The following is a 25,142-nucleotide window of genomic DNA, read 5'->3' as shown; positions in this document are numbered from 1 at the left end:
GATGATCCCCTCATCGGGCTTGTTGCCTTCAGCCTCGCTCCGGCAGGTTCATCTGCTCGCTCATGGTGTCGATGAAGTGGCGGATGGCGGTGGTCGTCGGCTGCCCGGCCAGGGGCGGAGCATGGAGCACGCAGAGATCGGCGGGGATCCCCTGCTCGAGGCGGATGAAGCGCACGTGGGGCCACTTCTGGCGGGCGTAGCTCGCGGGCACAAGGGCCACCTGCTGGCTGGTGGCCACCACTGCCATCAGGGTATTGGGCTCCACCACCTCCTGACGCAGGCGGGGGTAAAAGCCCTCCACCAGGCAGGCGTTGATGATGAGATCCGTGGAGGCGGAGTTGGCGCGGCTCATCAGCACGAAGGGCTCTGCGGCGAGTTCAGGGAGGGAGACCCGCTTGCGATCCCGCAGGGGATGCTCGTCCGATACCACCAGCACCATGGACTCCCGATAGACGGTCTCGGCCTGCAGCGGGTGGATGTTGAGGGTGTCGGCGAAGCGGGCGAGGCCGATGTCTATCTCCTTGCTGGCCAGCGCCTGCTTCTGGCGCTCGGGGGAGAGCTCGGTGAAGGAGATCTCGCACTCGGGGTGGCGCTGGTGACACTGGCGGATCACCTCGCCAAAGCCGGCCCAGAAGATGGAGCTGACCAGCCCGATGCGGATCTGGTTGCGCTCCATGCGCCCTGCCTGCACCACCCGGTTGAGGCCGCTCTCCAGCACGTCGAACAGGCGATCGCATTCGGCCTGCAACAGGCGCCCTGTGGGGGTCAGGTTCACCTGGCGGGTGTGGCGCTCAAACAGGGTCACCCCCAGCAGGGATTCGAGTTCCTTTATCTGGGCGCTGAGCGGCGATTTGGAGACATTGAGCCGCAGGGCTGCCCGGCTGAAGTGGCCCTGGCTGGCCACTTCATGGAAGTAACGCAACATCTTGAGGGTGACGCGATCGCGCCATTGGGTGTCCGGAAACATGGTCTCTCCAGGCTTGAGGTGTGAGATCGCCGTCAAAGTTTGGGCATGGGAATGGCGGGGCAGGGAGGCGGGTCCCTCCTGACAGCGCGATCCGCATCACTCCGGTTTTCCCCCTCCGGCGACCCGTTTGAAGGAGAAATGGCATGAAGCAGCGGTTTTTGGGCCATTTCGGGTGCGTCATTACCCCATTATGTCGGTCATTGTGTTGTATATCGGGATAATCAGGCCGATTTTAGCGATTTTTGTCGTCCAATGCCTCCCCTAGAGTGAGCGTCATGTCTCATTCACAGCCTCAAGAGGTACAACTCATGCAACACGATCCCGTACTCAACGCCGTCGCCACCATTCTTGCCCGCAAGCCGGGGTTTGCCCCCCGCGCCGCCATGATCCTGGGCTCCGGCCTCGGCGTGCTGGCCGATGCGCTGGAAGAGAAGGTCACCATTCCCTACGAGGAGCTGGAGGGCTTCCCGGTCAGCACGGTGGCCGGTCACAGTGGCGAGCTGGTGCTCGGCAAGCTGCACGGGGTAGATGTGGTCTGCATGAAGGGGCGCGGCCACTACTACGAACACGAAACCATGAAGGTGATGACTACCCCGGTGCGCACCTTCAAGCGCCTGGGCTGCGAGCTGCTGCTGGTAACCAATGCGGCCGGCTCGCTGCGCCCGGAGCGCATCGGGGTCGGCTCCCTGGTCATCTTCAACGATCACATCAACACCATGCCGGGCACCCCCATGACGGGTGTCAATGACGAGGCCTACGGCCCGCGCTTCTTCAGCCTGGCCAATGCCTATGACAAGGGGTTGCGCAGCGAGGCGCTGGCGCTGGCCGAGCGGGAGGGGATCGCCGTCAATCAGGGAGTGTTCGTCTCCTACAGCGGCCCCTGTTTCGAGACCGCCGCCGAGATCCGCATGATGCAGATCATCGGGGGCGACGTGGTGGGGATGTCGGTGGTGCCCGAGGTGGTCAGCGCCGCCCACTGCTCGCTGCCGGTGCTGGCCATCTGCGCCATCACCAACATGGCGGAGGGGCTGGGGGATGTGCAGCTCTCCCACGAGCAGACCCTCAAGTGCGCCAAGCTGGCGGAAGCGGACTTCATCCGCCTCATCAACGCCTTCATCCAGCACCACTTCCAGTAAGCAGGGAACGACCAGGAGGTCAGATATGTTTGCAGCAGGATTTCTCGGTATGGCGGCGCTGATCCTCATCGCCGTGTTCGCATCGACCAACCGCAGGGCCATTCGCTTGCGCACCGTGGGGCTGGCGCTGGCCTTGCAGGTCGCCATCGGCGCTCTGGTGCTCTATGTGCCGCTGGGACGCCGGGCGCTGGAGGGGATGGCCCACGGGGTCGAGGCGGTGCTGGCAAGCGGCAAGGCGGGGATCCACTTCCTGTTTGGCAACCTGGTCAACTTCTCGGTGGACGGCATCGGCTTCGTGTTTGCCCTCAACGTGCTGCCCCTGGTGGTCTTCTTCTCGGCGCTCATCGCCGTGCTCTACTACCTCGGCATCATGCAGGTGGTGATCCGCATCATCGGTGGCGCCATGGCACGGCTGCTTGGCACCTCCCAGACCGAATCCATGTCGGCGGTGGCCAACGTCTTCGTCGGCCAGAGCGAGGCCCCGCTGGTGGTCAAACCCTACATGCCCAGGATGAGCGATTCGGAGTTCTTCGCCGTCATGTGCGGCGGCATGGCCTCGGTCTCCGGCACCGTGCTGGCGGGCTACGCCATGATGGGAGTGGACATGCAGTACCTGCTGGCGGCCTCCTTCATGGCGGCGCCGGGCGGGATCCTGTTTGCCAAGCTGATCATCCCCGAAACCAGCCAGCCGGATTACGTCTTTGACAACAGCATCCAGTTTGATGGCAAGAAGCCGGAGAACGTGCTGGCAGCGGCAGGCGAGGGGGCCAGCAGCGGCCTCAAGCTGGCGGCGGCCATCGGCGCCATGCTGATCGCCATGATTGGTCTGGTGACCCTGGTCAACACCCTGCTGGGCGGGGTGGGGGAGATGGTGGGCATGCCGCTCTCCCTCGAGCTCATCCTGGGCTGGATCTTCTCGCCGCTCGCCTTCCTGCTCGGGGTACCGCTGGCGGACATCGGCATCGCCGGCGCCATGATCGGCAAGAAGCTGGTGGTGAACGAGTTCGTGGCCTACAGCGATCTGGCGCCCTACCTGAAAGACGCCAGCACGGTCACCGCCGCCGGTCTGCAGGTGCTGGAGGAGAAGTCCAAGGTGATCATCAGCTTCGCTCTGTGCGGCTTCGCCAACCTGGCCTCCATGGGGATCCTGATCGGTGGCCTCGGCACCCTCTGCCCGTCGCGCACCGACTTCATCGCCCGCTACGGTCTGCGTACCGTGCTGGCGGCCACCTGCTCCAACCTGATGAGCGCCGCCATCGCTGGTGTCTTCTTCTCCCTCGCCTGAGTCTCTCACCCTTTGTTTCGGGGCGCTGCGGCGCCCCTCTCTTATCCCGACAGGAGCTATTTATGAACGACGTGACTGCTTTTAAACCTGCCTGCGCCACCACAGAGGCGGCCATCCGGGCCATCCGCTTGATGGATCTCACCAGCCTCAACGACGATGACCACGACGCGCGCATCATCGCCCTCTGCCATCAGGCCCGGACCCCTGTCGGCACCACCGCTGCGGTGTGCATCTACCCGCGCTTCGTGGGGCTGGCCAGGCTCACCCTGGCGGCTCAGGGCACCCCCGAGGTCAAGGTTGCCACCGTGGTCAACTTCCCCCACGGCGACGATGATCTGGCAACCGTGTTGGCCGAGACCCGCGCCGCCCTCGCGGATGGCGCCGACGAGATCGATCTGGTGATCCCCTGGCGTGCCTTGATGGCCGGGGACGAGGCCCCCGCCCGGGCGCTGGTGCGCGGCTGCAAGGCGTTGTGCGGCGCCCGGGTGCTCAAGGTGATCATCGAATCCGGCGAGCTGCAGGAGCCTGCGCTTATCCGCGCGGCCTCCCTGCTTGCCATTGAAGAGGGTGCCGACTTCATCAAGACTTCCACCGGCAAGGTGGCGGTCAATGCCACCCCGGCGGCGTGCCGCACCATGCTGGCGGCCATCGCCGAGTGCGGTGCGCAGCACCGGGTGGGGTTCAAGGCGGCGGGCGGGGTGAAAAGCGCACGGGAGGCGGCGGAGTATCTCGCCATGGCGGCCGCACTCTTTGGCGAGGAGTGGCTGGTGGCCGAGCGGTTTCGTTTCGGTGCTTCCAGCCTGCTTGGCCAGTTGCTGGCAACCCTGGGCGAGGGCAAGCTGTCCCCTGCGACCGACCACGGTTATTGATCTCTTCCGTCGGCGCCTGCGGGCGCCCTTGCTGACAGGTGTATCCCATGTCTTCACGTCCCCATGTTGCAAAGGCCCACGGCAAGGTGTTGCTGTTCACCCTGCTCATCAGCCTCTCGTTTCCCATCGGCAGCGCCCTCACCGCGGTGCTGGACCCGCTGGTGGTCACCTGGGCGCGCTACCTGCTGGCCTCCCTCATTTTCGTCGGGGTGCTGGGGTATCAGGGGGGGCTGGTGCAGCCTTCCCTGCGGGATCTGGGGCGCTACACCCTCATTTCGTTGCCGGCCCTCTGCTACTTCGTCGCCATGTTCGTGGCATTGCAGGAGACCAGTGCCCTCGATGCCAGCGCACTCTACACCACGGTGCCGCTGATCAGCGCCCTGGCCGGCATGGTGATCTTGCGCCGCGCCATCGGCTGGAGAATGGGGCTGGCCCTGCTGGGGGGCATGGTGGCTGCGGCCCTCATCATCTTTCGCGGCGATCTGGGATTGGTGGCGAACCTCAGCCTCACTCCCGGCAATCGCATCTACCTGCTCGGCTGCGTGGCCATGGCCCTCAACCCCATCCTGATCAAGCGCTGCTACCGGGGGGAGTCCTTCCTCCACCTGACCGGCTGGACCCTCATCTGCGCCACTGTGCTGCTCACCCCGGTGGCGCTGCCCAGATTGCTTGAAACCGACTGGAGCCGGGTCTCCCTGCCGGTGGGGCTGGGACTTGGCTATCTGGCTCTCTTTGCCACGGCGCTGAGCTTCTTGTTGTTCCAGCAGGGAAGCGTGGCGCTGCAACCGGAACAGGTGTCAGCCTATACCTACCTCATCCCGGTGATGGTGCTGCTCACCGGCATGCTGACCGGGGAGACAGTACACTGGGAACAGGTAGGCTGGGGGGTAGGAGGTGTGCTGCTGACCATGGTGGTCATGGTGCTGCTGCCCCTTCATGCTGGCAAACGTGGGGCGGTCTGAGGGGCTGCCTGTCGCCCTTATCAACCAGAGAGTGCGTCATGAGAAGAACCCTGATCCTGGTACGTCATGGCAAGTCGAGCTGGGAGGACGCATCTTTGTCTGACCGCGCTCGTCCGCTGGCGGCGCGCGGGCTGCGCGATGCGCCCCTGATGGGGGCTCGCCTGGCGCACCTGGGGGTGAAGCCCGATCTCATCCTCTCGAGTCCCGCCTGCCGGGCCCTGACAACCGCCCGGCTGCTTGCCGCAGAGCTGGGTTATTCCCCGAACCGCATCGCCATCGACGAGGGCCTCTACGAGAGCGATGCCGGGACCCTTCTCGGGGTGGTGGGGGCGCTTTCAGATGATCTCGCCTGCGTACTGCTGGTAGGCCATGATCCTGCCTTCACCGACCTGGCTCATGGCTTTTCCTCCGGTATCACTCGCATGCCGACCTGCGCCGTCGCCCGCTTCATCTTCGACGCCCCCTCCTGGTCGGCGCTCCCGTCCTGCTCGCCGGTGGTGGCCGTGCTGGACTTCCCGAAGAAGAGGTAGGGGGGCGTCGGTTGCAGGCAGAAACGACAAGGGGAGCCGCGGCTCCCCTTGTCGGGATGGCGATGGGGTCATTTGGCTGCGATGGGCCCCTTGGTGCCCGCGTCGTTGTCGACCCAGCCATCTTCTCCCTTGAGGCGGCGATCCCCCTGGATGGTGTAGATGACCATGCCCTCCTTGAACACCAGGGCCCCGTCGGATTTCCTGGCACTGACCTGCTTGTCGTTGACCCACACTTGATCCTTGTCATCGATGCGGATGTTCGCGACCGTGGCGCCCGTCTCGGGGAAGGTGGCGACCCAGTTGCCGGTGTAGGGGCTGGCGCTGGCCGCTGCGGGGGCGGCGCCAAATCCGGCGGCGGCGTTCTCGGCCTTGCTCTTGTTGATGTCACAGCCGTTGAGCTCGCTCACCTGGGTACAGCCTGAGCGCTCCAGCTTCTGCTCATAGCTCATGTTCAATCCGCCGTCGGCGGCCGGGGCGGCGGTGCCAAATCCTGCCTTGGCGTTTTCCGCCTTGCTCTTGTGAATATCGCAGCCCTGGGCTTCGGTCACCTGGGTGCAGCCGGAGCGTTCCAGCTGCTCGGCGTATTTGTGGTTGATGGCGTGAACCTGGGCGCTGCCCAACAGGGTGAGGGTCAGGATGAGCGCGGTCTGTCTGAACATGATCAATACCTCTGGCAATGGGTCATTCGGGCTTGCTGCTCCCTGGGCGGCAAGGGGTTTGCGTTGGCGAGTGTAGCCCTCTCTCACCATAGCAGGAGGGAGCGAAAGAGGATGTCTGCGTCAGCTCTGGGGGATGCGGACCCCCTTGTCGAGGTAGAGGCTGCTGTAGTGGGCGCGGTGGGTGACGAACATCACCTGATGGCGACTGCCATCGGAGAGAATGATGAAATCACCGGCCTGTGCCGGGCTTTGCAGGCGGATCTCGTGTTCGGGGGCCGTCAGCTTGTCGGCCTCCTCCCGGAAGGTGAGGGTGTAGGAATACATATGGCGCTCCACCGCAGGCTCATATACAGACACGCCTACAACTCTAGCCCCGGTAGCCGGGATCTGCGGCGCCCAAGCGGCGCCGATGGTGCAGATAATGTCAGCAGCGGTGAGGCACAGGGATCAGGGACGACCACTGAGCAGGATGGCGCCGCCCAGGGTGATGAAGAGCCCGCCGGTGATGCGGCCAACGAGGCGCTCGCCGCGACCTGGCTTGAAGTAGCGACCGGCGCGCCTGGCCAGAGCGACATAGCACAGATGCACCAGGCTGACGATGGCGCAGATGGTCAGGTACATGGTGATGAACTGCAGCGTCAGCGGACTCTGGTGATCGAGGAACTGGGGCAGCAGGGCGCAGAGGAAGACGATGGTCTTGGGGTTGCTGGCGGAGACCAGAAAGGCTTCTCGCAGCAAGGAGAGGGTGGTTCTGGTGCGTCCCCGCGCGGTGGAGGGAGAGAGCCCTTGGGCACCGATATTGGCCGCGCGCAGCGCCTTGTAGCCCAGATACACCAGGTAGCCACCCCCCGCCAGCTTGAGGGCGACAAAGAGGGGAGGCAGGGTTTGCAGCAGGGCCCCTACCCCCATGGCGACCAGACCGATGAGGATGGCCTGGCACCCCAGGTTGCCGAGGATGCTGACAAGGGCGGCGCGCCAGCCGTGTTGCAGACCGTTCTTGACCACCAGCAGCACATTGGGGCCAGGGGTCAGGGTCGCCAGCAGATAGGCCAGCGCAAACAGCATCCAGGTATTGGGGTTCATGAGCACGTCCTTGGCGTCAAAGCTGGCATGATGCCAGCCTCTCTGACGAGTCGTCCAGCGGCGTCTCTCCCGGCCCCGAAAAGGATTCAGGGGAGGGCAATCCGGTGCAGCATGGTCTGCGGCTGGAAATGCAATAGGCAAGGATATGTATAAAAAAAACCGCCATCAGGCGGTTTTAATGGTTGTCAGCCCCTATTTCAGAGCTTTTTTCAGCTTCTTGATCTTGCCTTCGTGCTTGGCGATTTTCGCCTGGCGGGCGGCGATCTTCTTCTTGATCTCTTTCTTGCTGGCCATGGGGCGGCTCCTTGGTCTCGTGGGCGCCATGGGGATCAGGGTGCCCGGGGTCTTTCCATGCGTGCCGGGAAGGCCCTCTCCGTTGGCGCACTGGCGGCCAGGGGAGGGGGCATACCGCGGAACTGGTTTGCAGAATAGTCCAGTTTCTCGCGGGTGCCACCCGAACGGCAGGAAACAGGGGTAACAAAAAAGCGCCCCCGGGGGGCGCTTCTGGCTTGAAGGGGTCGGTATCAGGCCTTCTTCAGGTAGGCGGCCACCAGCACGATCTGCATGCCGTTGACCTTGCCCTCGATGTGCAGCGGGTTGTTGGTCAGGCGGATGCCTTTGACCAGGGTGCCGCGCTTGGCGGTGAAGCCGGCGCCCTTGACGTCCAGATCCTTGATCAGGGTGACGGAGTCCCCTTCCACCAGCACGGCACCATTGGAGTCGACGGTCGGTACGCTGTCGTCATCGTCGCTGGTCACGCCGGCGTCTGCCCAGGCCTTGACTTCGTCTTCCATGTACATCATGTCCAGCATGTCCTGGGCCCAGAGCTCGCCCCGGGCGACGAGGGCCTTCAACTGGCGCCAGGCCATCACCTGCACCGCCGGCACCTGGCTCCACATGCTGTCACCCAGGCAGCGCCAGTGGTTCACCTCCGTGGTGTCCGGCTGCTCCAGCTGGCCGCGACAGGTGGCGCAGAGGGCCACGCTGTGGTCGTCGTCGCTGGCGGGGGAGTGCGGCACCGGGAAGGCAGTCAGCGCATGTTCTGCGCCACACAGCTCGCATTTGGCGTTTGCACGGGCTTGCAGGATGGCATTGATGTTCAATGGGATGTCTCTTATTTGAATGAATACAGTGACTTACGTAGATGCGTCGGTCGATTATCGGAATAAATGTTAGGACGATTATCACCGTCCGAAGGCTGCTAGTATACACAATGTAGGGGTATTTGGACAGGGGATGTGATGTGCTACACCTGTGCAGCAACCATTACAAGGCGGGGATTAAGGTGTAGGGCAGGGAGGATGGCCCAAGGTTTGGCCTTGGGCACGGGGAGGGCTGATGCTACTTCTTCTGTTGGTACTTCTCAAAATATTGACCAGCCAGCGTCTGTGCGTTTGCCAGCACCTCTGGGGTCAGCTTCTCGGCGACGTTGTCCCGTTCAGCAGGTGAGGCACCATTACCATTGGCGGCAGCCACGGAAAACCATACATACGCCATTTTGTAGTCTTGCGCCACGCCAAGGCCATTATTGTGCATTACACCGAGGACGTGCTGTGCATCAAAATCCCCTTGCTCTGCTGCTTTTCGGGACCAAATCGCAGCTTGACTGTAATCCTGTGCCACCCCCTGCCCGCGAGCGTACATCTTCGCAAGAAGGAATTGTGCTGAAGAGTGTCCCTGCTCTGCCGCTTTGCGGTACCAAATTACTGCTTGGTGGTAATCTTGTGCCACGCCAAGCCCATTTTCATACATTGACCCAAGGTTGTATTGTGCTTCGGCTGCACCTTGCTCTGCTGCCTTGCGGTACCAAAATGCAGCTTGACTGTAATCCTGTGTTATCCCAAAACCTCGGTCGTACCTCACCCCAAGATAAAACTGTGCCCTGACGTCCCCATGCTCTGCTGCGGGCTTAATCTCTGCAAGTGGTGCGTTCTGCCAGTCTTTCGCCTGAACTGTCGTTCCTACAAAGCAGAGCCCAACCAAGAGCGCCGCCAATACTGTTCTTTTCACCCTGAAATTCTCCGTTCCCTAGGAAGTTGTCACTGTATCACGGGCACTAAGCGGCATGCGCTGATTGAGTCACAGATTGGTATCGGTGGTTAGTCGGATGAGTTTTACGGCACAACTTTCCGTAGGTATTTATATACGACTACGCGCCAAAGAAGAGCATGCTTTGATAGGAGGCTGTGTGCAGGTTGGGCTTCATGCTAAGAGGCGGACATTTAGAACATGAATATCTGGGCCTGACAGAGTTGGCAGGCCCAGATATTTAGTGGCTATTCGCATCCAAATAAACTTATAAAACCGCCGAGCTACACAGCGACCAACTCGGCAATTTTGGCTGCGACCACAGACATCGAATCTTCTCCGGTATCAAGGCCGCTCCGTGAGGCGAGCAAGGGGCTGACATTGCGGAGAGCGTCATACGTTGTGTTATGCACGATTGGGACGAGCTGGTTACTCGCCAAGAGCGCCGAAAGCTCTTTGTCTGCAACGCCCTCAGTGGGGAGTCTCTTCAGAAGAGCAGGGGTCACCAGCACAAGCCCTATTCGTGAATTTGCCAAGCCCTTGTCGATGGTCCGCATCATAGGGACGCCCAGGGCAAGGTCCTTCTCACTGAACCAGACTTTGACGCCAGCAGCTTCAAGTAAGTCGTGCAGCTCTTTGGCTACGCCTTGCCGGTCATCCCATGCATGACATAGGAATACATCACGAAGGTCAGTCTGTGACTCCGCTAGCATCTCAACGGTTTTGCGGATTGGTTCGAGCGACTGTACTTGGGCATACGAGTAGGGCAGGTGCGACCCGGCTCGCGCCCAACGGGGCCTTGCGCTTCTGCTAGACCCACTGCTGCCCGACGAGGATGAAGGTGAGTAGGAGTAAGCGCTGTAATCAGAGTAGCTGCTACTGCTGTAGCCTCTGCTGCGGTAGCGGCATGCTGGACATGCTGCGGCGGCTGCGGCTGAGCTATGCCCACGAACTGGTGCTGTACATCTAGCCATATTGCGATTCTCCATCCAACTCGATTGTGATACTTGAGTCCGGCTCGGCCAATTACTGAACAATGCGGTTATATATCAAACGGATATCAGGTACAACTGAATAACATGTTAATAAAGGTTGGTCCGGCATCTATCGATTTTTTCTGCACAATTTTTCGTGGGGGCACCTCGACAACCTACCGGAGTGTTTTCCCCCCATGGCACCCCCCCCCTTTTCGACGGTACATCCTTTCCACGTGGCACCAAGGCGCGACGGCCCTTCTTCCCGCTGGCCGCCAGAAACGAGCGGACCTCTCAGCCCTCGGCGCTCTCCGGCATAGGATAGGGCCAGCACTCCCATAGAACGCAGGAGAGGCGGCTACAGGGGCACTGCTGCACGTCCTGCGCCCTCTCTATCTTCCCGCACATCGTATCTTATGGTTTACCCTATGAAGCATTTTTAATCCGGGGTATTGACTCGTCTCATTGTAGTATCATAAATTTGCGTCTCGCCGGGTTCTACCCTGTGAAACGAAACTTTGAGGATACATATGAGCGCATTAACCACCACAGGCTACGGCTTGGAACATGTTCACACCACCGCCTACGGGAGCACCTACAAGTGCAAGACTCTGAACGGGAACCCGCTCAGTGAGGACATGCAGGATTACATCACCTTGAAATGGGATGACTCAGGCTTTGTGGACGCAGGCAGCAATGAGCCTGCAATCTGGGCGGGTACTCCTGTTACTGGCGAGGCAAAGGAGCGCTTTACTGACCGAGCAGTGGCCGCACTGGATGCAGCGGGCACGGGAGAGCATAACGTGTACGTGCACTGGTTCCGCATTGATTACGGCTGCTGGCTGGATGCTGAGGAAGTGGTGAGCGCTGGAGGTCTAGCTGATTACCTCGAAACCTTGGGCCTGTCTGCTGCTGATGTATCTGAGCTGATGGCGCAGGATTGGGATTGCCAAGATGCTGAGGGGCTGGCCTCCCGGTTCCTTGGGAATTATGGCGGCTTCGATTGGCTAGGATTCGAGGAGCTTTTAGAGATAACAACTGACACAGATGAAGCTGTGGTACTGGCTGCCCTTGATGCTGGCATCCCTGCTAATGAGGCGGGGGAGAAGTTCATCGGGGAGTGGAAGAACAGCGAAGACATGGCCTATGACCAGTGGGAGCAGGGCGGGATGCTGGATGCTGTGCCCGAGGCCGTCCGTATTTACATCGATTGGGGAGCTGTAGCGCGGGACATGCTGCTGTCTGGGATTGTTGAAAACCGTGGGTACTACTTTCACGCCTGCTGATGAGGTGGCTTCCCTTAGCGCCAACTAAAGGAAGCCGCGAGCGAAACAACTATCAACTCTGCGGAGAGTAAAAGATTGTCACTCGGATATGGAGTCTATCGGTTGCACCTGCATGGAGCAACATACACAATCAACCGCTTTGCGGCCTGCTGGTCGCGGGCATAACAGCTGAGAGGGGGGCAGGGCAATGAGTGATTTGGTTATCAGGTTACGCAGGTTCAAGACGCTGGATGCACTGGAACAGGTGGCCGCCCGCATGGTCGCCAAGGCTGCCGCTGTGAGCTTTCAGGATGAACTGAATACCATAGCCGCCCTCGACCACAGACGCGCTGAGATAGCGACTGGTCGACGATACGATGTAGGCAAGGTTCCGGCTACGGCTTGGGCTTTGGTGGATTGAAGGGGGGGATAATGGCTGTTGTTGGTTATGCGCGTGTATCGAGTCTCGGTCAGTCACTGGATGTTCAACTGGACAAGCTGGATGCCGCTGGCTGCGCCAAGATATACCAAGAGAAGGTATCAGGTACGAGCACGGATGGCCGGGAGCAATTGGCCCTGATGCTGGACTATGTGCGGGAAGGGGACTCGGTGGTAATCACCAAGTTGGACCGGATGGGTAGAAGCTTGGCTGACCTGCTGGACATAGTGAACCAGCTTGAAGCCAAGGGGGTGAGTCTGCGAGTCCTCGACCAGTCCCTTGATACTGGCAGCGCTCAGGGTCGGCTCATGTTCCAGATGCTGGGTGCTTTCGCTGAGTTCGAGACAGCCCTGCGGAAGGAGCGCCAGATGGAAGGCATCGCCAAGGCTAAGGCCAACGGAACGTACAAGGGTAGGCCCAAGGGTATCGATGATGAAGCCATCAAGGCCACGCTCCGGGCTGGCGGGAAGTCACTGCGAGAGGTGGCAGAGTTGCATGGCGTGAGCAAGGCCACGGTGCATCGGCTGTCTTTGAAGATGAAAGAAGCGGGGGAGCTCCCCGCCTAGATGCTTGTGCTAAGCGATTGTTCTATATGATTGCTTTCATCAGAGGCCCTTCGGGGCCTTTGTTGTATGTGGGTGCCGGTCAGCCAACGGTGGTGGTTATGGGATTCAAATGTAATTAGCGAAACACATATATAGCAGGTACACAGCCAGCAAAATAATGGACTCATTCGTAATTAACGAAACACATATATAAGGGGTGAGTGCGCGCAGGCCCGCCAGCAGGTCAGGGTGCAAGTGAATTAGCGAAACGCTTATTTAAGGGTTGACTTAAAGGCCCGTCTGCTGGTGGGTGAGATGTTATGTCCAGATGTTACCGGTTTGTACAGACAGAAATGTACTCATATGAAAATCTGCCCCCCCCCCCTAATAGAGAAGAGAGGGAGTCGAGGCACGAGACGACCTAACGGAGGGCCCACGGAACATGTGCGCACGGGCGGAGGCCCGCTCACCCAGAACCCGATTCCTGAGCCCTGTTTACCTCAGCTTTCAGGGCTCGGGGTAATCCTATTCACGGGAGTAGGCGTAATCCTAATTTAACTCTGTATTTAACCCTGATTTTTTATCCTGACTACAATTCTGAATCCAACCTTACTCATGCGCTCAATAAAGCGGCTAACTCTCGCCGACACTCCATCAAGAAATTATCATGGTATCCCGTATTTCTGAAACCTAGGCGAACTATGCACGCCCTGCAACACTACACAAATCAGCTGCTCGTCCAGTCCTTGGCTAACGCAGCTACGAGTAATGGCCCCGTTCTTTCCCGCGACATAGCAATCGAACAGGCTTTCAATATGGCTAAGGCGGCAACCAACTTTGCCCCAATGTTGGCTGCAACAATAACGCAACCCGATAGCGTCAACCCAAGGGAGCTAATCGGCTTGGCCTCCTATTGCTGCTGGGCTGCCGCTCAACTGCAAACCTTAGCCATGGAAAGTGAAGGGCAGTACAAGTTTGCAAGTGTCGGGATTCCAGAAGATGAAAACAATCTCAGGAGTCTGTGGGATGAGTGCAATAAATTAGTCCGTAACCCTACCAATGGCGCTCTACCAGCAAATTTTGAAACAGCCATTAGAGGCCGATTTGATATAGGCATGTTTGATATTGCAACCCTTAAGCAACAATTGAGCAAAGGGTTTATTGCTAACGTCATATTAGCTTTTAGCTCCAGCTCTCGTAATTCCAGAATGAATTACATGGCGGAGCTGTTAATGAATTTGGCTGATTGTGTTGGGCGTATTGCCATCCTTGTTCGGGCCCAGCAGTCAATCAAGGAGTAACCCAACGGCAGTTAGTACCCTGCATATTTGCAGATAAGTGTCCGGCGCTAGGCTGGCCCACATCTAGAAAGAGAAAGCGTAATGATAAGGCAACCAACAACTAAACCACCTAAAGACCCGGTTCTGTATTGGCTCATGGCTTACACCGGCGTATCAGTTGCCGGATTCTTGGCGGTCAAGATGAATACCGACTTTGGCCTTCTGGTCATGGCGGTGGGGATTATCATAATGGGGAACGCAGGTCGGACGATTGGCCGTGGCATCTGCTTCTCCATCTTCCTTTACTACATCGTGAATATGGTGCTCGCTGGGGGGTATGTATGGTTGACCAAGTGAGTCCAGGTCCGACCCCTATCGACCCGGAGTGGGTGTGGGTGTGGCAGTATCTCGGTGTGGCAGTGGCAACCGGCATCGCCTTCTTCTGGGGCGGACAAGTAGCCATAGGTGCGGGCTGGGTCGGGCTGGTTGGCCTACTATGGTCTGGCCGGGCGAAAGGATGGGGCTGGGGTACAATAACCGCCCGCCTCCTGATGATGGGCTTTGTGTTCGCGGCTACGGTGTTCGGATTTCTGGAGTATTGGGCGCGGGGCCTGATGTAATGTGAGCGCATCCCCACAAGCAGACATAGAAAGAGGCCCTTCGGGGCCTTCGTCGTCTCTGGCTGGCTGGTTAAATAATCTGACAATAACAGAGGCATCTCGTCGCTTCCCCGTTGATTCTGAATAATGCTCCCCCTAACAGAATAAAGTCTGCCTAACAGAGAAGTCTGAATAATAGGCCCCTAACAGAGAAAACCTTCCGCACCTCCTACTGCTGGGAATAACTCGACCCTAACAGAGATGTCTCACCGACTCCCTGTCTGCTATGAATAAGGTCGGCCTACAAGAATAATCCTGCGGGCATTCCTGTTGCTGGGAATAAGTGCCCAATAACAGAGAAGTCTGAACACTACCTTCGCACTCCTTCTCCTTTTTGAAGAACGGGGATGCTGCATGTTTCCCCTTCATTTTGAAGAACGGGGAACTTCTACCTGCACTACCACACCACGGCTGCCATCTGGGCGGCTTTACCTATTTGAGGTTTACATGATTGACATTGATTCGATTCCTATTGTCCTGCCTGATGGTTCACTCTGGATGGATGAAGGGGAAGTTCTCCCTGCTCCGGCAATTAGCGAAACACATATATACAGGGAAGAGGTAGCCCCTCTGACCTCCCCGCAAACATATGCCGGTTCCCGCCGTGGGCCGAAGCCCCGCAGCTACACGAATACCGTCAAGCAGTGCGTGGTTGACCTCGCTTCTGGTGGCCGATTCGTGGCTCGGCCTAGCCTGTCCTACTGCCCCAGTTGGTTGCAGGATTTCATCATTAGTGCCTGCCGTCTGAATGGTAGCGCGGGGCACACTGGTAAGCCCTTGTCGGCTGGCATGGTGTTCGCAGTCATGACCCGGCTCACTGAGATTTCCACTGTTACTGTGTCCGAGTTGTTCGGCCATAAGTTCGGAAAGCGGTATATCCAAATGATTACCTCAGCTGCTATCTCGGCTTGCGAGTCGGTGAAGTACGTAGCCCATAGGCTCATGGCTCACATGGCTACGGTAATGGGAAGGGTGCTCCCCGAAGATGCGGTGGAGCAGTTGCTAGGTTTCGCTTTCGTTGAGCTGGGAGAGATTGCCCGCGATGCAGAGGAATGGCAGGCGGAGAAGAAGCGTCTCGGGATGCCTGCTCCGGCCTTCATTCCGTATCTCGTGGTCGGCGGTGTCCAGTATCACCAGCGAGTAGATGGCTGGTTCGATGGCAATGGAGTCAAGCTCACCGCTTCGATGACTGTGGCTAAACCTGCCCCGACGATAGCTCATCCCACCAAGTACCCGAAAGACTACCGGCACAATCCTACATTCCGCGACCTATCCGAGCGGAACCTACGTGTCCGCATCATTGGCGATGAGAAATGCATCGGCGGTCTTGGTTACAAGGGCTGGTGTGCAAGTCATGAACTTGACCCTGCTGATGGGTTCCATGAGGTGGAGCTGGACACAGGCAAGGTCTGCCGTCAGCGGGCAATCAGTGGCGATGAAACATAACCGCCCAGCAGTGTGCGTCGTACTGGCCTCTTAGCCGGGTCACAGCGGTTCTCCATCCCTTCGGGGAGTAGAGGTCAGTGCCGCGCCTACTGCACATCACAATATCAACCACGGAATTTCCGTACTATCCAAAGGAGGCTGCATGTCCTCAATCAATTCCCCCGCTGCGGTCGCCAGTAATGACGAACTCGCCGCAGCACTCGACGCCCTCTATAAGCGGGGCGACTTTGTATTCGATGCCCGTATCCCGCCCGTTGGCCGGAAGTTCGAGGCGGGCAATAAAGTCCGACGTCGCTTCGGCACAGAGACGGTCGCTCAGGTCTGTGCTCTGCGACAACTCGGCTGCACCGTCTCCGGCATCCAGAAGATTCTGGGTCAGATGTACACACCGAAGCCTGCGTACCAGACAGTCAAGGAGTTGCTGGAAGGGGAGGTCTACAAGGAGCTCCGTTCCGGCCCCGGCTTCGCGGCTCGGCATGAGCATTATCTGTACTTCTTCGAGAACACCTTCAAGGCCCTGCCAAACTGGCGGCCCTCAGTAGTAGCAATTCAGCAGGCGCAGTCCGCTGGTGCTGGCTCCCGCTACAAGGGCTCTGCTGGCATGGCATGGAAAGCGGCTGCCGTTGCGCCTGCCATGGATACCACCGATTACAACTCCCAACGCATGGCCGATGCGGCTGCGGCCCGAGCTAGGTCTCGGACAGCCCACCAGTACCCAGCGTAACCACCTTAAGGATTCACCATGACCGATATTTTGGACGGCGTTCGCCCCGTCAACATGACCCTGCCTGTCACCCAGAACAACAGCACTATGCTGACCGCTGGCGTAGGCCGCGGCATTGCTCCCGCTTTCACCGCTGATGCCATCGCTGCCAGTGTAAAGGGGAGGGGGCTCATCAAGGCAGGCATGCCGGGCTACCACATTCAGGCCCTGTTCGATGAGATTCATGACATCGACGAGCGGATTGCCTCCTTCGGTGCTCGCCCGGTTATCCGTGCCAGCATCCCGCCGCTGTCCGACCCGACAGCTCCATTCGGTGGCAAGACCATCCGTGGCCTGCTGCGGGACTCCGGGCTCACGCAGTCCGAGGCGGAAGCTTGTGGCTCTGCGCTCGACGGCTTGAAAGGCATCCTGCCCAATATGCGCCGCGCCATCCTGTCCGCCAGTGGCAGCACCCGAGTCGCCACCTTCAAGGCCACCCGCATCATCACTCAGGCCATCCTCGACGAACTGAACAAGCTGGAAGCGGATGTTATGGCGAGCGCTCCCGAAGAGCAGGCTCAGCGTGAGTACGATTCGCACAGTCGCCAACTGATTGCCACCAAGCGCCAGAAGAAGGAAGCGCTGGCCCGGTTCGGCGCTGACGCCATCGGCAACTACTGCATTGCGGTAGAGGGGGCAGCTACTGCTGCTCGGATGCAGAACCTTGAGGCTCAACTTCTGGCCGCAGCTAAGCGGAACAAGGCGTAAGCCTACCCCTTTAGGTGCGCCCCAAATCTGGGGCCTGCCCATCACGTAATTACCCTGGCCCCGGTAGGGGTCGGGTCACTATTCAATTTGGAGAACACCATGAACGACACTATCGCCAACATCGCCGCCGACATTCAGCACCAAGGCGCGAACGAATATCACATCATCAGCAATCCCCGTGAGCTGGCAGCCATCAGCCGAGCGGCCCAAGCTGGCGGCTTCTACGACTCCCGTTTTGAGGACAACCTCGCTAAGTCCCTCAAGATGAGCATCCAGAACCACGGCTACAAGCGTGTGTCGCTGCAAACCCCACCGCCTGCCAACATCGTGCAATCCCTGCGGAGCCGTGTGTAATGGAACAATTTACCAACAGTCGCACCCTGTCCCACATTGCCCTCCATGTCAGCCAGATTCACGCGGCTGTGATGGGTGGGATTATCACCCTTGACGAGCTGGAGCAGGTGCCAAAGGAGCAGATGATGCAATCCATTCTGCGCGGAGTGCACTCTGACCCGTGCATCATCCAGATTATCAAGGACAGGCGGAGCCGTGTATGAGTCGAGACATCCAGATGATTGAACAGGGGGCGGCGGCTTCGGTCGCCTCTCCCATGGCTGCCCTCATCGAGCAGCTAGAGCGGGCCTTCCCCGTCCCGACCATCCGCCCAGACAGCACCATGAACGAACTACAGTACGCCGCTGGCTGTCGTGCGGTGGTGGAGTGGGTGAAGTTGAAACAGAAGAGGGGGCAGGCGTGACATACCACAACACGATCGTCCCGCTGCTCTGGTCACTGGCTGGCCTGCAACTGGTCGAGATTATCGCCAGCTTTGTTTACATGTGGACGCACTGATAGGCCCAGCTTGCGCCACACTTCTTTTCCTTCGGAGGCGTAATGCATACCCATTACCAACCACTGCTCCCGCCGCCCCGGTACATGTCGCTGATGGAGTACCGACACCAGCAGAAGCTGCTCAGCACCCGACGCAGGGTTGCCATCCAGCGGGCGCTGAATCCTACCCTGAGTTTTGATGACCATTACGATCGGTTCAACGTTGCAGCCCTCGCTGCTGCATTAAACCATCTGCGTGAGACTCAGCCAGTGGCCGCTCTAGAGTCGCTTGTCCACGATTGCAACGTGAAGGGGATACCTGTGCCGCCGCAAGGTGTGCATGCCCACAAAGTTGGATTCAAGGGGGCTGGCGCCTCGTCCTCTGTGCTTATCCGACAGGATGGGCGGCCAGTCGTCACTCTGACCCGTCGCATTCCGCGATAACCCCCCACCGGGTCTGCCCCGGTCTCACTCATTTCATTCTCATTTATCTTGTGGCCCTACAGTGGGCCGCTTACCTCATGGAGGCTATATGCCCGTAATCACTGATTCCCTTCCTCTGTTGCCTGCCAAGCTGGACCCTACTTTGATGGCTCCGGGGTACTTCCCGCACTACAGCGCCCTCATGGCCCGTATCAACACTGAGCCCAGCACCTACTGCGACGTGTCTGAGCTGGCTGCCGAAGTGGATGCCGTGCAGGACAAGCTCGACGCCATGCGGGTACGAGTCGCGCCAGCCCCCCAGACTTATGCGGGCAATAAGAACTCCGGCTATCGTCGGCTGCTGTCCAGTTTGATGGCTGCATGGCTCGTGCAGCAGGAGGCAGTGAAAAACATCTTCCCCACCTTCTGGGTCTATGCGCTCTACAAGGTGCAGGGGCAAGCAGACCTTGTGGCGTATATCGAACATACCCTGAGCCAGGAATATCGTACCTGTCAGGTGTACGCTGCCTTTGTGCGGGATGCTGAGCGGGATGTTAGGTACTTCCTGCAAGTTCAGTACGCACCGCAATTGTAAGGAGGGACCATGAAACAAGAGGTTCATCATATCTTTCGTGGTGTCGCTTACCCGGTCACAGGCAAGAATTCGGCACTCCGCCGAGGTCGAGTGCGCGGGGTGGGGGTCAATGATGCCGAGTTCATTACCCAGCCGCGAGTGTGTGGGCAGAGGCATACTCATCCCGTGTATCAGGTGTGGGTGAATATGCTGCGGCGCTGCTACGCCCCTACCGCCGCACAGGCCCGCGTATACGGCGGGTGCTCCGTTGACCCACGTTGGCTGTCGTTCAGAACGTTCTGGCAGTGGTACATGGCACAGCCGCTGTGCGGTGAGCTGGGGGTCGAGCTAGACCATAATCTCCTGCTGCCGGGAAACACAGTGTACGCCCCGGAGGTCTGCATACTGATTCCGGGGGCCATCAACCTACTGCTGTCCAACAAGCCGGGCGGCATCCTCCCGCAAGGCGTCAAGCGAGCGGGGTGTCTGTATCGTGCCCAGATTCAAGTTGGCGAAGAGGTTGCTCATCTAGGTGTATTCCCCACGCCAGCGGAGGCGCACTGCGCATGGCAGGACGCAAAGAGGCGGCGGCTTATCTCCCTTCTGCCCCAGTTTATCGACCATCCGACCATATACAACGCATTGGCAGACGCCGCCGCGTTTATCGCAGAGACATACCCTACCAAGGAGTCCACATGACCACCCAGACGACCCGAACCACAGCCCGACCACCGATGCCCAGCTGGTACTCTCCGGTACGGAAGAAGGCACCGGCGCACCCTGCCGCCCCGACTGGTTACTACAGCGTCCGCCGTGACAGCTAAGACGCCCAGCAATCCCTGACCGACTGCCCTTGTGGTGGTCGGTTTTTTGTGTTGGTATGCTGAGCGCTATACTCTCCGGCTGAGATGCTTTGTTCCGTACCGCCAGGAACGGACGCAAGGCGGCCTTTTCCTCTGCTCGCTCTTCATCCCCGCGACTACTCTTTCAGGACTTGGGAGACAGCCCCTTCCAAGTTCAATGTCATTTCCATGTCATGTTATTGGGAAGTACCCGGCTCTACGGATGGAGCCGCATGTCAAACTTTATGCCCCTCACGCAGGGGCTTTTTTTTTCACCCAACTGTCAATGTGAACTATTTGTTACTGTCTCTGTCTATTCATGCGAGTCGGTTGCTAAATGGAGTTCATAGTGGACGCCTCACATATGCCGCTCTTGGATGAAGCCAAGAGGTTGCTACTGCAACAGCCCCTGACCCGCGAACGGGCCATTCAAATCGAGTCGCTGCAAGAGTCTGCCGCTGGAATAGAGGCAGCCCAATTCGAGGAACTTTGGGTTCAAGCCTACGCGCTCTACGGGGATGCGGTGCTGACTTATCTGTGTGACAACGAAAGAGAGCTCTGACATTCAAGTTACTTGAACAAGTCCAAATACTGCTGCATGTACTCCGATGCGAGCATGCTTTCGACGGCTTGCAACTGGTGGGGCAGGGTGTGCCCGGACGAGTACAATCCATACGACAGCGTGAGCCCCTTGGTGCTATGCCCGACGAGCGGCGCAGTCACATCCTCCGGTATCCCCGCTCGCTGGTAGCCGGTTATCGCCATCCCCCGCAGACTGTGGAAGCCCTTCACCCGGTCACGGCTGCCTGTCACCTTGGCCTTGACGACCCCGAACTTGTTCGACCATTGCGATGCGTTGGTGTCTCCGTTCTGCAAGTGCCAGAGCCTACCGACGACCTGCGCCCGCAACTCTTCCCACAAAGGTTTCGGCAAGGGCAGGGAACGGATAGCGCTGGCAGTCTTACCCGCCCGGATTCTGAGCACATGCACTCCGTCCTCAATCTCGAAGTCAGCCTCCCGCAAACCGACAATCTCCCCGAGTCGGCAGCCTGTGATAAGCCCGAACTTCACCAGCACCCTGAGCGCGGTGTCTGACTCCCTGACAATCTCGGACATCTCTTGCAGGCTCAGCGGTTCGTATGATTGCAGGTCGCCGGTAGACTTGAAGCCGGTATTCTTGAAGGGGTTGTCCCCATCCACCATCCGCAGCAGGTAGCAATGCTCCCACACGAGGGACATGGCGCTCAGGTACTTCTTCCGGGTGTTGTCGCTCTTCTCCCCGGCTAGCGATGCTATCCATAGGGTGACGTCCCGGCGCTCAATCTCTCCCAGCGTCTGCTTGCCAGTGAACTCGGCTATCCCCACGGACGCATTACGAACCCGGCTCAGTGTGCCTTCAGTTATCGGCTTGCCTTGGACAGCTCTGCGCTCTGCCTCCTTGAGGAACTCAGCTGCTGCTTCCTGCACGGTCGCGCCTTTGGATGTTGACTTCGGCTTGGCAGGCTTAGGGGTGGGCTTAGGCGCTGGCTTGGGAGTGGGTTTCCTGACGGGTCTGATGGAAGGGGAGGGGGATGCAGTAGTCGCCCCGGCTACCGAGATACTGGCCCGTAGCCCCGCGAGGTACTGCGAGAACTCCTGCGCTGCACTGGCTGCTTCGTTCGCCTCGGCTTCCAAGAGATGCTGCCCGAAGGATGCAATGATGCTGTCCCGTCTGAGTTGGGCTTCTCGTAGGTCTCCAGTCTGGAGCGTCTTGGTGTAGAGCCTGCGACCACTGAACTGGGGCAGGCATTGGATGCTCTTCGGTACGGCCCAGCTCAGATACCAAACATGGGCTTTCTTTTGGAGTGCCCACGTAGGTCTAGATGTGGGGCTGGTTGCGGGTCTGGCTGTGCTTACTGTCATGGTGTCTCTCTCAGAGTCACCTAGTAAATCACCCTGTTTATCACCCTATAAGCGGTATCCGGCATGCATCATCTAAGCCATTGTATTTCCTGCATTTGGCGTTTGCACGGGCTTGCAGGATGGCATTGATGGTCATGATTGGGTTCCGTTTATAGGGGTAAAGCGGCTCGCCGTGGCGGGCTGCGCGAATGAGGGGGCGGAATATAGCACAAATCCCTGCTTTTTGTCAGGCTACCAGAGGCGCACAGGCGAGTGCTTTTTGACGGCAGATCGCTAGAATGAGCCTCCCTTTTTGCGCCAAAGGACAGGTTCACCGTGCTGGCCCACCGTTTTCGACAACTGGACTGCTTGCTCACCGCCGAGCGACGCTGGTGGCAATACCAGCCCTATCACCACCTGGGGATCGCCTTTGCCCGCGAGGCGCCAGCCCTTGCGAAGTGCCTGGCAGCCCTGACCCTTGACGAGATAGCGCACCTCGACGGGGACATGGATGCGCTCTGCACCCTGCTCGCCCCCTGGATCCCGGTGGGGGCCGAGTTGCAGGCCCTCGGCGAGCTTGCCCCTTTCGCCCCCGAGTCCGTCCACTGCGCCAGGGCCATGGCGATGTACATGCCGGGACGCAAGCAGGGGCAGATAGAGGCCTTCACCGGCTGCCTGCCCCCCCACCAAGGTCCCTATCTGGAGTGGTGCGCCGGCAAGGGGCATCTGGGGCGCCTGGTGTCGTTGCACCGTGGCGCCGAGATCCTGAGCCTGGAGTGGCAGGGGGCGCTCTGCGAGGAGGGGCGGCGGCTCGCCGCGCGCGACGGCGCCAACATGCGGTTCGTGGAGGCGGATGCCTTTGCCGCCGAGTCCGGGGCCCTCATCGCCCCGCACCATCACGCCATGGCGCTCCATGCCTGCGGCGATCTGCACACCCATCTGCTGACGCGGGTGGCCGAGGGGCGTGCCCAGGGGGTGACCCTCTCCCCGTGTTGCTACCACCTTATCAGGGGAGAGCACTATGCGCCCCTCTCCCGGGCCGCCAGGGCCAGTGCCCTGCGCCTTGGCAAGAGCGATTTGAAGCTGCCGCTGCAGGAGACGGTGACCGGCGGTGCCCGCATCGCCCGGTTGCGGGAGCGGGAGGTGGTGTGGCGCCTCGCCTTTGACTGCCTGCAGCGCCAGGTGCGCGGGGTGGATGAGTACCTGCCGGTGCCCAACCTGCAAAAGAGCCTGCTGACCGGGGACTTCGAGGATTTCTGCCACTGGGCCGCCGAACGCAAGGGGATGGGCTTGCCCGCGGGGCTCGACTACGCCGCCTTGCTGGCACAGGGGGAGCGGCGTTTTGGCGATGTCGCCCGCATGGAGCTGGTGCGCCACCTGTTTCGCCGCCCCCTGGAAATCTGGCTGCTGCTCGATCGCGCCCTTTTCCTCGAGGAGCAGGGCTACCGGGTGGAGGTGGGCACCTTCTGCCCCAAACCCATGACCCCGCGCAATCTGCTGATCCGGGCGGTGCGCGCAGGGGGGATCTGAACAAGCGTCCGCACAGGTCGGATGGCTGCGCCAACAAGGCCAGGGGCTGGATCCCCCTGCAAACGAGCGCCATCTGAGTGCAGGGAGGCGTGGCTCACAATTTCGCCAAATTCTTAATTCTTGTCGTGAATTTAGTTGTCAGGATGCCTATGCTCGCCCTGACATTTTCAAGACAAGGATGGTTACCCATGTTCATGCTCACGCGCACCGCCTGCCTGGTTGCCCTCGTCTGGGCACTGCCCGGCCAGAGCGCCATGACAATCCAGCCCGATCCCCAGAACAGCGGCGGCTATGTGATGGCGGCGGCGGATCTTGCCAGTGCGGCCCAGGCCAAGACCGCCAACCCCATGTACGGGATCTGGTCCCACGCCCTGGCCACCCGGCCCAATTCGGTGGTGGAGGCCATCGTGGCCCGCGCCCCCGGCAACCCGGACAACGTCAAGCGGGTCGAGCGGGTCTTCACCGAATCGGACTGGGAGTTCCTGACCCAGATGGCCGCCCCGGAGTACACCTACGAGCGCTTCCTGCGGGCGGTGGGCAAGTTCCCCGCCTTCTGCGGCGACTACACGGACGGGCGCAATGCAGACGCCATCTGCAAGAAGTCCATCATCACCGCCTTCGCCCACTTTGCCCAGGAGACCGGCGGCCACATCGCCAAGGAGAATGTCTCCGACAACCCCCTGGGGCTGGAGGAGTGGCAACAGGCCCTGGTGCACGTGCGGGAGATGGGCTGGTCCGAGGGGCAGACCGGCTACACCACGGGGTGTGGCCAGAGTGACTGGCAGAACCGGCGCTGGCCCTGCAGCACCGGTCAGGGCTATTTCGGTCGCGGCGCCAAGCAGCTCTCCTATCACTTCAACTACGGCGCCTTCTCCGAGGCCATGTTCGACGGCGACGCTACCGTGCTCCTCAACAACCCCGGGCTGGTGGCGGACTCCTGGCTCAACCTCGCCTCCGCCATCTGGTTCTTCCTGACGCCCCAGGCTCCCAAACCCGCCATGCTGCACGTCATCGACCGGACCTGGGTGCCCTCCCAGCGTGAGCTGGCGGCGGGCATCGGCTACGGCTTTGGCACCACCATCAACATCATCAACGGTGGCATCGAGTGCGGCGAGCAGAACAAGAACAAGGGCCAGCCGGTCAACCGCATCCGCTACTGGGAGGGGCTCGCGGCCCACTACGGTATCCCGCTGCTGGCGGACGAGAAGAACACCTGCTGGCAGCAGACCCCCTATGGCAGTCTCAACCTCAACGGCGCCACCGACGTGCTCTACACCAACTGGGACGGCAACTGGAAATACTACCCGGACAGACCTGGCGGCTACTCCTTCGAGTGCGATCTGGTGGGGTACCAGACCGCCTATTCGGCCCTGGTGCCGGGGGATTACGAGAAGTGCGTGACCAACTTCTACGGCTCCCACGCCAGCTGGCCCAAGGTACGGGTGGTGGCCGCGCTGGATCCG

Annotated in this window: 30 protein-coding genes; 21 read left to right on the top strand and 9 right to left on the bottom strand. The window is 59.8% G+C overall.

Annotated features, from left to right (window positions below; all coding sequences use genetic code 11):
• Positions 1-28: 28 nt before the first annotated feature.
• Positions 29-967, bottom strand: coding sequence for a LysR family transcriptional regulator (locus AACR77_RS01065; RefSeq protein ID WP_042863915.1), 939 nt, complete (start codon positions 965-967; stop codon positions 29-31).
• Between the two features lie 308 nt (positions 968-1,275).
• On the opposite strand from AACR77_RS01065, the gene xapA reads away from it, so the two are divergent.
• The 5 genes from xapA (at position 1,276) to AACR77_RS01040 (ending at position 5,749) form a co-directional block, all read left to right on the top strand.
• Positions 1,276-2,103 (top strand): xanthosine phosphorylase, encoded by an 828-nt coding sequence (gene xapA, locus AACR77_RS01060; protein WP_042879251.1) that lies wholly within the window; start codon positions 1,276-1,278, stop codon positions 2,101-2,103.
• 25 nt (positions 2,104-2,128) lie between these two features.
• Positions 2,129-3,388, top strand: a complete 1,260-nt coding sequence (locus AACR77_RS01055; RefSeq protein WP_042879248.1) for a NupC/NupG family nucleoside CNT transporter — start codon at positions 2,129-2,131, stop codon at positions 3,386-3,388.
• 62 nt (positions 3,389-3,450) lie between these two features.
• On the top strand, positions 3,451-4,257 hold the full coding sequence (deoC, locus tag AACR77_RS01050) for a deoxyribose-phosphate aldolase (RefSeq protein ID WP_042879246.1): 807 nt from the start codon (positions 3,451-3,453) through the stop codon (positions 4,255-4,257).
• A 47-nt stretch (positions 4,258-4,304) separates the two neighbouring features.
• On the top strand, positions 4,305-5,219 hold the full coding sequence (locus AACR77_RS01045) for a DMT family transporter (protein ID WP_042879244.1): 915 nt from the start codon (positions 4,305-4,307) through the stop codon (positions 5,217-5,219).
• Positions 5,220-5,257: 38 nt separating this feature from the next.
• Entirely contained in the window at positions 5,258-5,749 is a 492-nt protein-coding gene (locus AACR77_RS01040) for a SixA phosphatase family protein (RefSeq protein ID WP_042879242.1), read from the top strand.
• Positions 5,750-5,817: 68 nt separating this feature from the next.
• On the opposite strand, the gene AACR77_RS01035 is transcribed toward AACR77_RS01040, so the two are convergent.
• From AACR77_RS01035 to AACR77_RS23055, 6 genes are all read right to left on the bottom strand, one after another.
• Entirely contained in the window at positions 5,818-6,408 is a 591-nt protein-coding gene (locus tag AACR77_RS01035; protein WP_042879276.1) for a hypothetical protein, read from the bottom strand.
• A 120-nt stretch (positions 6,409-6,528) separates the two neighbouring features.
• Positions 6,529-6,732 (bottom strand): hypothetical protein, encoded by a 204-nt coding sequence (locus tag AACR77_RS01030; protein WP_039040737.1) that lies wholly within the window; start codon positions 6,730-6,732, stop codon positions 6,529-6,531.
• A 123-nt stretch (positions 6,733-6,855) separates the two neighbouring features.
• On the bottom strand, positions 6,856-7,491 hold the full coding sequence (locus tag AACR77_RS01025) for a LysE family translocator (RefSeq protein WP_042879240.1): 636 nt from the start codon (positions 7,489-7,491) through the stop codon (positions 6,856-6,858).
• A gap of 524 nt (positions 7,492-8,015) precedes the next feature.
• Positions 8,016-8,594 carry a PhnA domain-containing protein gene (locus tag AACR77_RS01020; RefSeq protein WP_042879238.1) on the bottom strand — a complete coding sequence of 193 codons (579 nt, stop codon included), beginning with the start codon at positions 8,592-8,594 and terminating at the stop codon, positions 8,016-8,018.
• Between the two features lie 238 nt (positions 8,595-8,832).
• The gene (locus AACR77_RS01015; protein ID WP_197055476.1) at positions 8,833-9,501 is read right to left on the bottom strand and encodes a tetratricopeptide repeat protein; all 669 of its coding nucleotides are present in this window, start codon (positions 9,499-9,501) and stop codon (positions 8,833-8,835) included.
• A 302-nt stretch (positions 9,502-9,803) separates the two neighbouring features.
• Positions 9,804-10,232: a toll/interleukin-1 receptor domain-containing protein gene (locus AACR77_RS23055; protein ID WP_231563111.1), complete on the bottom strand. Its 429-nt coding sequence runs from the start codon at positions 10,230-10,232 to the stop codon at positions 9,804-9,806.
• Positions 10,233-11,023: 791 nt separating this feature from the next.
• On the opposite strand from AACR77_RS23055, the gene AACR77_RS01010 reads away from it, so the two are divergent.
• From AACR77_RS01010 to AACR77_RS00960, 11 genes are all read left to right on the top strand, one after another.
• Positions 11,024-11,779: an antirestriction protein ArdA gene (locus AACR77_RS01010; RefSeq protein WP_231563109.1), complete on the top strand. Its 756-nt coding sequence runs from the start codon at positions 11,024-11,026 to the stop codon at positions 11,777-11,779.
• A 187-nt stretch (positions 11,780-11,966) separates the two neighbouring features.
• Complete coding sequence (locus AACR77_RS01005) at positions 11,967-12,179, top strand: Hha/YmoA family nucleoid-associated regulatory protein (protein ID WP_042879234.1); 213 nt, start codon at positions 11,967-11,969, stop codon at positions 12,177-12,179.
• A gap of 11 nt (positions 12,180-12,190) precedes the next feature.
• On the top strand, positions 12,191-12,763 hold the full coding sequence (locus tag AACR77_RS01000; protein ID WP_042879233.1) for a recombinase family protein: 573 nt from the start codon (positions 12,191-12,193) through the stop codon (positions 12,761-12,763).
• A gap of 680 nt (positions 12,764-13,443) precedes the next feature.
• Positions 13,444-14,043 carry a hypothetical protein gene (locus tag AACR77_RS00995; RefSeq protein ID WP_042879231.1) on the top strand — a complete coding sequence of 200 codons (600 nt, stop codon included), beginning with the start codon at positions 13,444-13,446 and terminating at the stop codon, positions 14,041-14,043.
• Positions 14,044-14,124: 81 nt separating this feature from the next.
• Entirely contained in the window at positions 14,125-14,379 is a 255-nt protein-coding gene (locus AACR77_RS00990; RefSeq protein ID WP_042879229.1) for a hypothetical protein, read from the top strand.
• A 749-nt stretch (positions 14,380-15,128) separates the two neighbouring features.
• A complete protein-coding gene (locus AACR77_RS00985) occupies positions 15,129-16,127 on the top strand; it encodes a hypothetical protein (RefSeq protein WP_042879225.1) in 999 nt (332 codons plus the stop codon).
• A 142-nt stretch (positions 16,128-16,269) separates the two neighbouring features.
• The gene (locus tag AACR77_RS00980; RefSeq protein ID WP_042879223.1) at positions 16,270-16,851 is read left to right on the top strand and encodes a hypothetical protein; all 582 of its coding nucleotides are present in this window, start codon (positions 16,270-16,272) and stop codon (positions 16,849-16,851) included.
• Between the two features lie 18 nt (positions 16,852-16,869).
• Positions 16,870-17,598: a hypothetical protein gene (locus tag AACR77_RS00975; protein WP_042879221.1), complete on the top strand. Its 729-nt coding sequence runs from the start codon at positions 16,870-16,872 to the stop codon at positions 17,596-17,598.
• Positions 17,599-17,697: 99 nt separating this feature from the next.
• Entirely contained in the window at positions 17,698-17,952 is a 255-nt protein-coding gene (locus tag AACR77_RS00970) for a hypothetical protein (RefSeq protein ID WP_042879219.1), read from the top strand.
• Positions 17,952-18,155: a hypothetical protein gene (locus AACR77_RS00965; RefSeq protein ID WP_042879216.1), complete on the top strand. Its 204-nt coding sequence runs from the start codon at positions 17,952-17,954 to the stop codon at positions 18,153-18,155. Before AACR77_RS00970 ends, AACR77_RS00965 begins: the two co-directional genes overlap by 1 nt.
• On the top strand, positions 18,152-18,355 hold the full coding sequence (locus tag AACR77_RS00960) for a hypothetical protein (protein WP_042879214.1): 204 nt from the start codon (positions 18,152-18,154) through the stop codon (positions 18,353-18,355). Before AACR77_RS00965 ends, AACR77_RS00960 begins: the two co-directional genes overlap by 4 nt.
• A 32-nt stretch (positions 18,356-18,387) precedes the next feature.
• Here AACR77_RS00960 and AACR77_RS00955 read toward each other — a convergent pair whose 3' ends face one another.
• Entirely contained in the window at positions 18,388-18,636 is a 249-nt protein-coding gene (locus tag AACR77_RS00955) for a hypothetical protein (protein ID WP_042879212.1), read from the bottom strand.
• 325 nt (positions 18,637-18,961) lie between these two features.
• Here AACR77_RS00955 and AACR77_RS00950 point away from each other — a divergent pair, with 325 nt between their 5' ends.
• The 3 genes from AACR77_RS00950 (at position 18,962) to AACR77_RS00940 (ending at position 20,830) form a co-directional block, all read left to right on the top strand.
• Positions 18,962-19,447 (top strand): hypothetical protein, encoded by a 486-nt coding sequence (locus AACR77_RS00950; protein ID WP_042879210.1) that lies wholly within the window; start codon positions 18,962-18,964, stop codon positions 19,445-19,447.
• 9 nt (positions 19,448-19,456) lie between these two features.
• Positions 19,457-20,125: a hypothetical protein gene (locus AACR77_RS00945; protein WP_052224762.1), complete on the top strand. Its 669-nt coding sequence runs from the start codon at positions 19,457-19,459 to the stop codon at positions 20,123-20,125.
• A 492-nt stretch (positions 20,126-20,617) separates the two neighbouring features.
• The gene (locus tag AACR77_RS00940; protein WP_042879208.1) at positions 20,618-20,830 is read left to right on the top strand and encodes a hypothetical protein; all 213 of its coding nucleotides are present in this window, start codon (positions 20,618-20,620) and stop codon (positions 20,828-20,830) included.
• Between the two features lie 8 nt (positions 20,831-20,838).
• On the opposite strand, the gene AACR77_RS00935 is transcribed toward AACR77_RS00940, so the two are convergent.
• Complete coding sequence (locus AACR77_RS00935; protein ID WP_231563107.1) at positions 20,839-21,735, bottom strand: tyrosine-type recombinase/integrase; 897 nt, start codon at positions 21,733-21,735, stop codon at positions 20,839-20,841.
• Between the two features lie 750 nt (positions 21,736-22,485).
• Between AACR77_RS00935 and AACR77_RS00930 the strand changes: the two genes are divergently transcribed.
• Both AACR77_RS00930 and AACR77_RS00925 read left to right on the top strand, forming a co-directional pair.
• A complete protein-coding gene (locus tag AACR77_RS00930) occupies positions 22,486-23,679 on the top strand; it encodes a methyltransferase (RefSeq protein ID WP_042879206.1) in 1,194 nt (397 codons plus the stop codon).
• Positions 23,680-23,867: 188 nt separating this feature from the next.
• On the top strand, positions 23,868-25,142 hold a 1,275-nt coding region (locus AACR77_RS00925; RefSeq protein WP_042879204.1), incomplete at its 3' end, for a chitinase.

Origin of the sequence: Aeromonas sp. ZOR0002 (assembly GCF_963866995.1) — a bacterium.
Classification (GTDB): Bacteria; Pseudomonadota; Gammaproteobacteria; order Enterobacterales; family Aeromonadaceae; genus Aeromonas; species Aeromonas caviae.
Note: the sequence above shows the minus strand (reverse complement) of the source record. Positions and strands in the feature narration are given on the sequence as shown.

Coding starts and splice junctions, on each gene's coding strand:
- xapA (WP_042879251.1), top strand. CDS start 1,276: ATGCAACACGATCCCGTACTCAACGCCGTCGCCACCATTCTTGCCCGC.
- AACR77_RS00960 (WP_042879214.1), top strand. CDS start 18,152: ATGAGTCGAGACATCCAGATGATTGAACAGGGGGCGGCGGCTTCGGTC.
- AACR77_RS00945 (WP_052224762.1), top strand. CDS start 19,457: ATGAAACAAGAGGTTCATCATATCTTTCGTGGTGTCGCTTACCCGGTC.
- AACR77_RS00985 (WP_042879225.1), top strand. CDS start 15,129: ATGATTGACATTGATTCGATTCCTATTGTCCTGCCTGATGGTTCACTC.
- AACR77_RS01025 (WP_042879240.1), bottom strand. CDS start 7,491: ATGAACCCCAATACCTGGATGCTGTTTGCGCTGGCCTATCTGCTGGCG.
- AACR77_RS01040 (WP_042879242.1), top strand. CDS start 5,258: ATGAGAAGAACCCTGATCCTGGTACGTCATGGCAAGTCGAGCTGGGAG.
- AACR77_RS01035 (WP_042879276.1), bottom strand. CDS start 6,408: ATGTTCAGACAGACCGCGCTCATCCTGACCCTCACCCTGTTGGGCAGC.
- AACR77_RS00990 (WP_042879229.1), top strand. CDS start 14,125: ATGATAAGGCAACCAACAACTAAACCACCTAAAGACCCGGTTCTGTAT.
- AACR77_RS00980 (WP_042879223.1), top strand. CDS start 16,270: ATGTCCTCAATCAATTCCCCCGCTGCGGTCGCCAGTAATGACGAACTC.
- AACR77_RS00950 (WP_042879210.1), top strand. CDS start 18,962: ATGCCCGTAATCACTGATTCCCTTCCTCTGTTGCCTGCCAAGCTGGAC.
- AACR77_RS01065 (WP_042863915.1), bottom strand. CDS start 967: ATGTTTCCGGACACCCAATGGCGCGATCGCGTCACCCTCAAGATGTTG.
- AACR77_RS01005 (WP_042879234.1), top strand. CDS start 11,967: ATGAGTGATTTGGTTATCAGGTTACGCAGGTTCAAGACGCTGGATGCA.
- AACR77_RS00995 (WP_042879231.1), top strand. CDS start 13,444: ATGCACGCCCTGCAACACTACACAAATCAGCTGCTCGTCCAGTCCTTG.
- AACR77_RS01010 (WP_231563109.1), top strand. CDS start 11,024: ATGAGCGCATTAACCACCACAGGCTACGGCTTGGAACATGTTCACACC.
- AACR77_RS01000 (WP_042879233.1), top strand. CDS start 12,191: ATGGCTGTTGTTGGTTATGCGCGTGTATCGAGTCTCGGTCAGTCACTG.
- AACR77_RS00965 (WP_042879216.1), top strand. CDS start 17,952: ATGGAACAATTTACCAACAGTCGCACCCTGTCCCACATTGCCCTCCAT.
- deoC (WP_042879246.1), top strand. CDS start 3,451: ATGAACGACGTGACTGCTTTTAAACCTGCCTGCGCCACCACAGAGGCG.
- AACR77_RS01045 (WP_042879244.1), top strand. CDS start 4,305: ATGTCTTCACGTCCCCATGTTGCAAAGGCCCACGGCAAGGTGTTGCTG.
- AACR77_RS00975 (WP_042879221.1), top strand. CDS start 16,870: ATGACCGATATTTTGGACGGCGTTCGCCCCGTCAACATGACCCTGCCT.
- AACR77_RS23055 (WP_231563111.1), bottom strand. CDS start 10,232: ATGCTAGCGGAGTCACAGACTGACCTTCGTGATGTATTCCTATGTCAT.
- AACR77_RS00955 (WP_042879212.1), bottom strand. CDS start 18,636: ATGGTCATCAAAACTCAGGGTAGGATTCAGCGCCCGCTGGATGGCAAC.
- AACR77_RS01030 (WP_039040737.1), bottom strand. CDS start 6,732: ATGTATTCCTACACCCTCACCTTCCGGGAGGAGGCCGACAAGCTGACG.
- AACR77_RS00970 (WP_042879219.1), top strand. CDS start 17,698: ATGAACGACACTATCGCCAACATCGCCGCCGACATTCAGCACCAAGGC.
- AACR77_RS01055 (WP_042879248.1), top strand. CDS start 2,129: ATGTTTGCAGCAGGATTTCTCGGTATGGCGGCGCTGATCCTCATCGCC.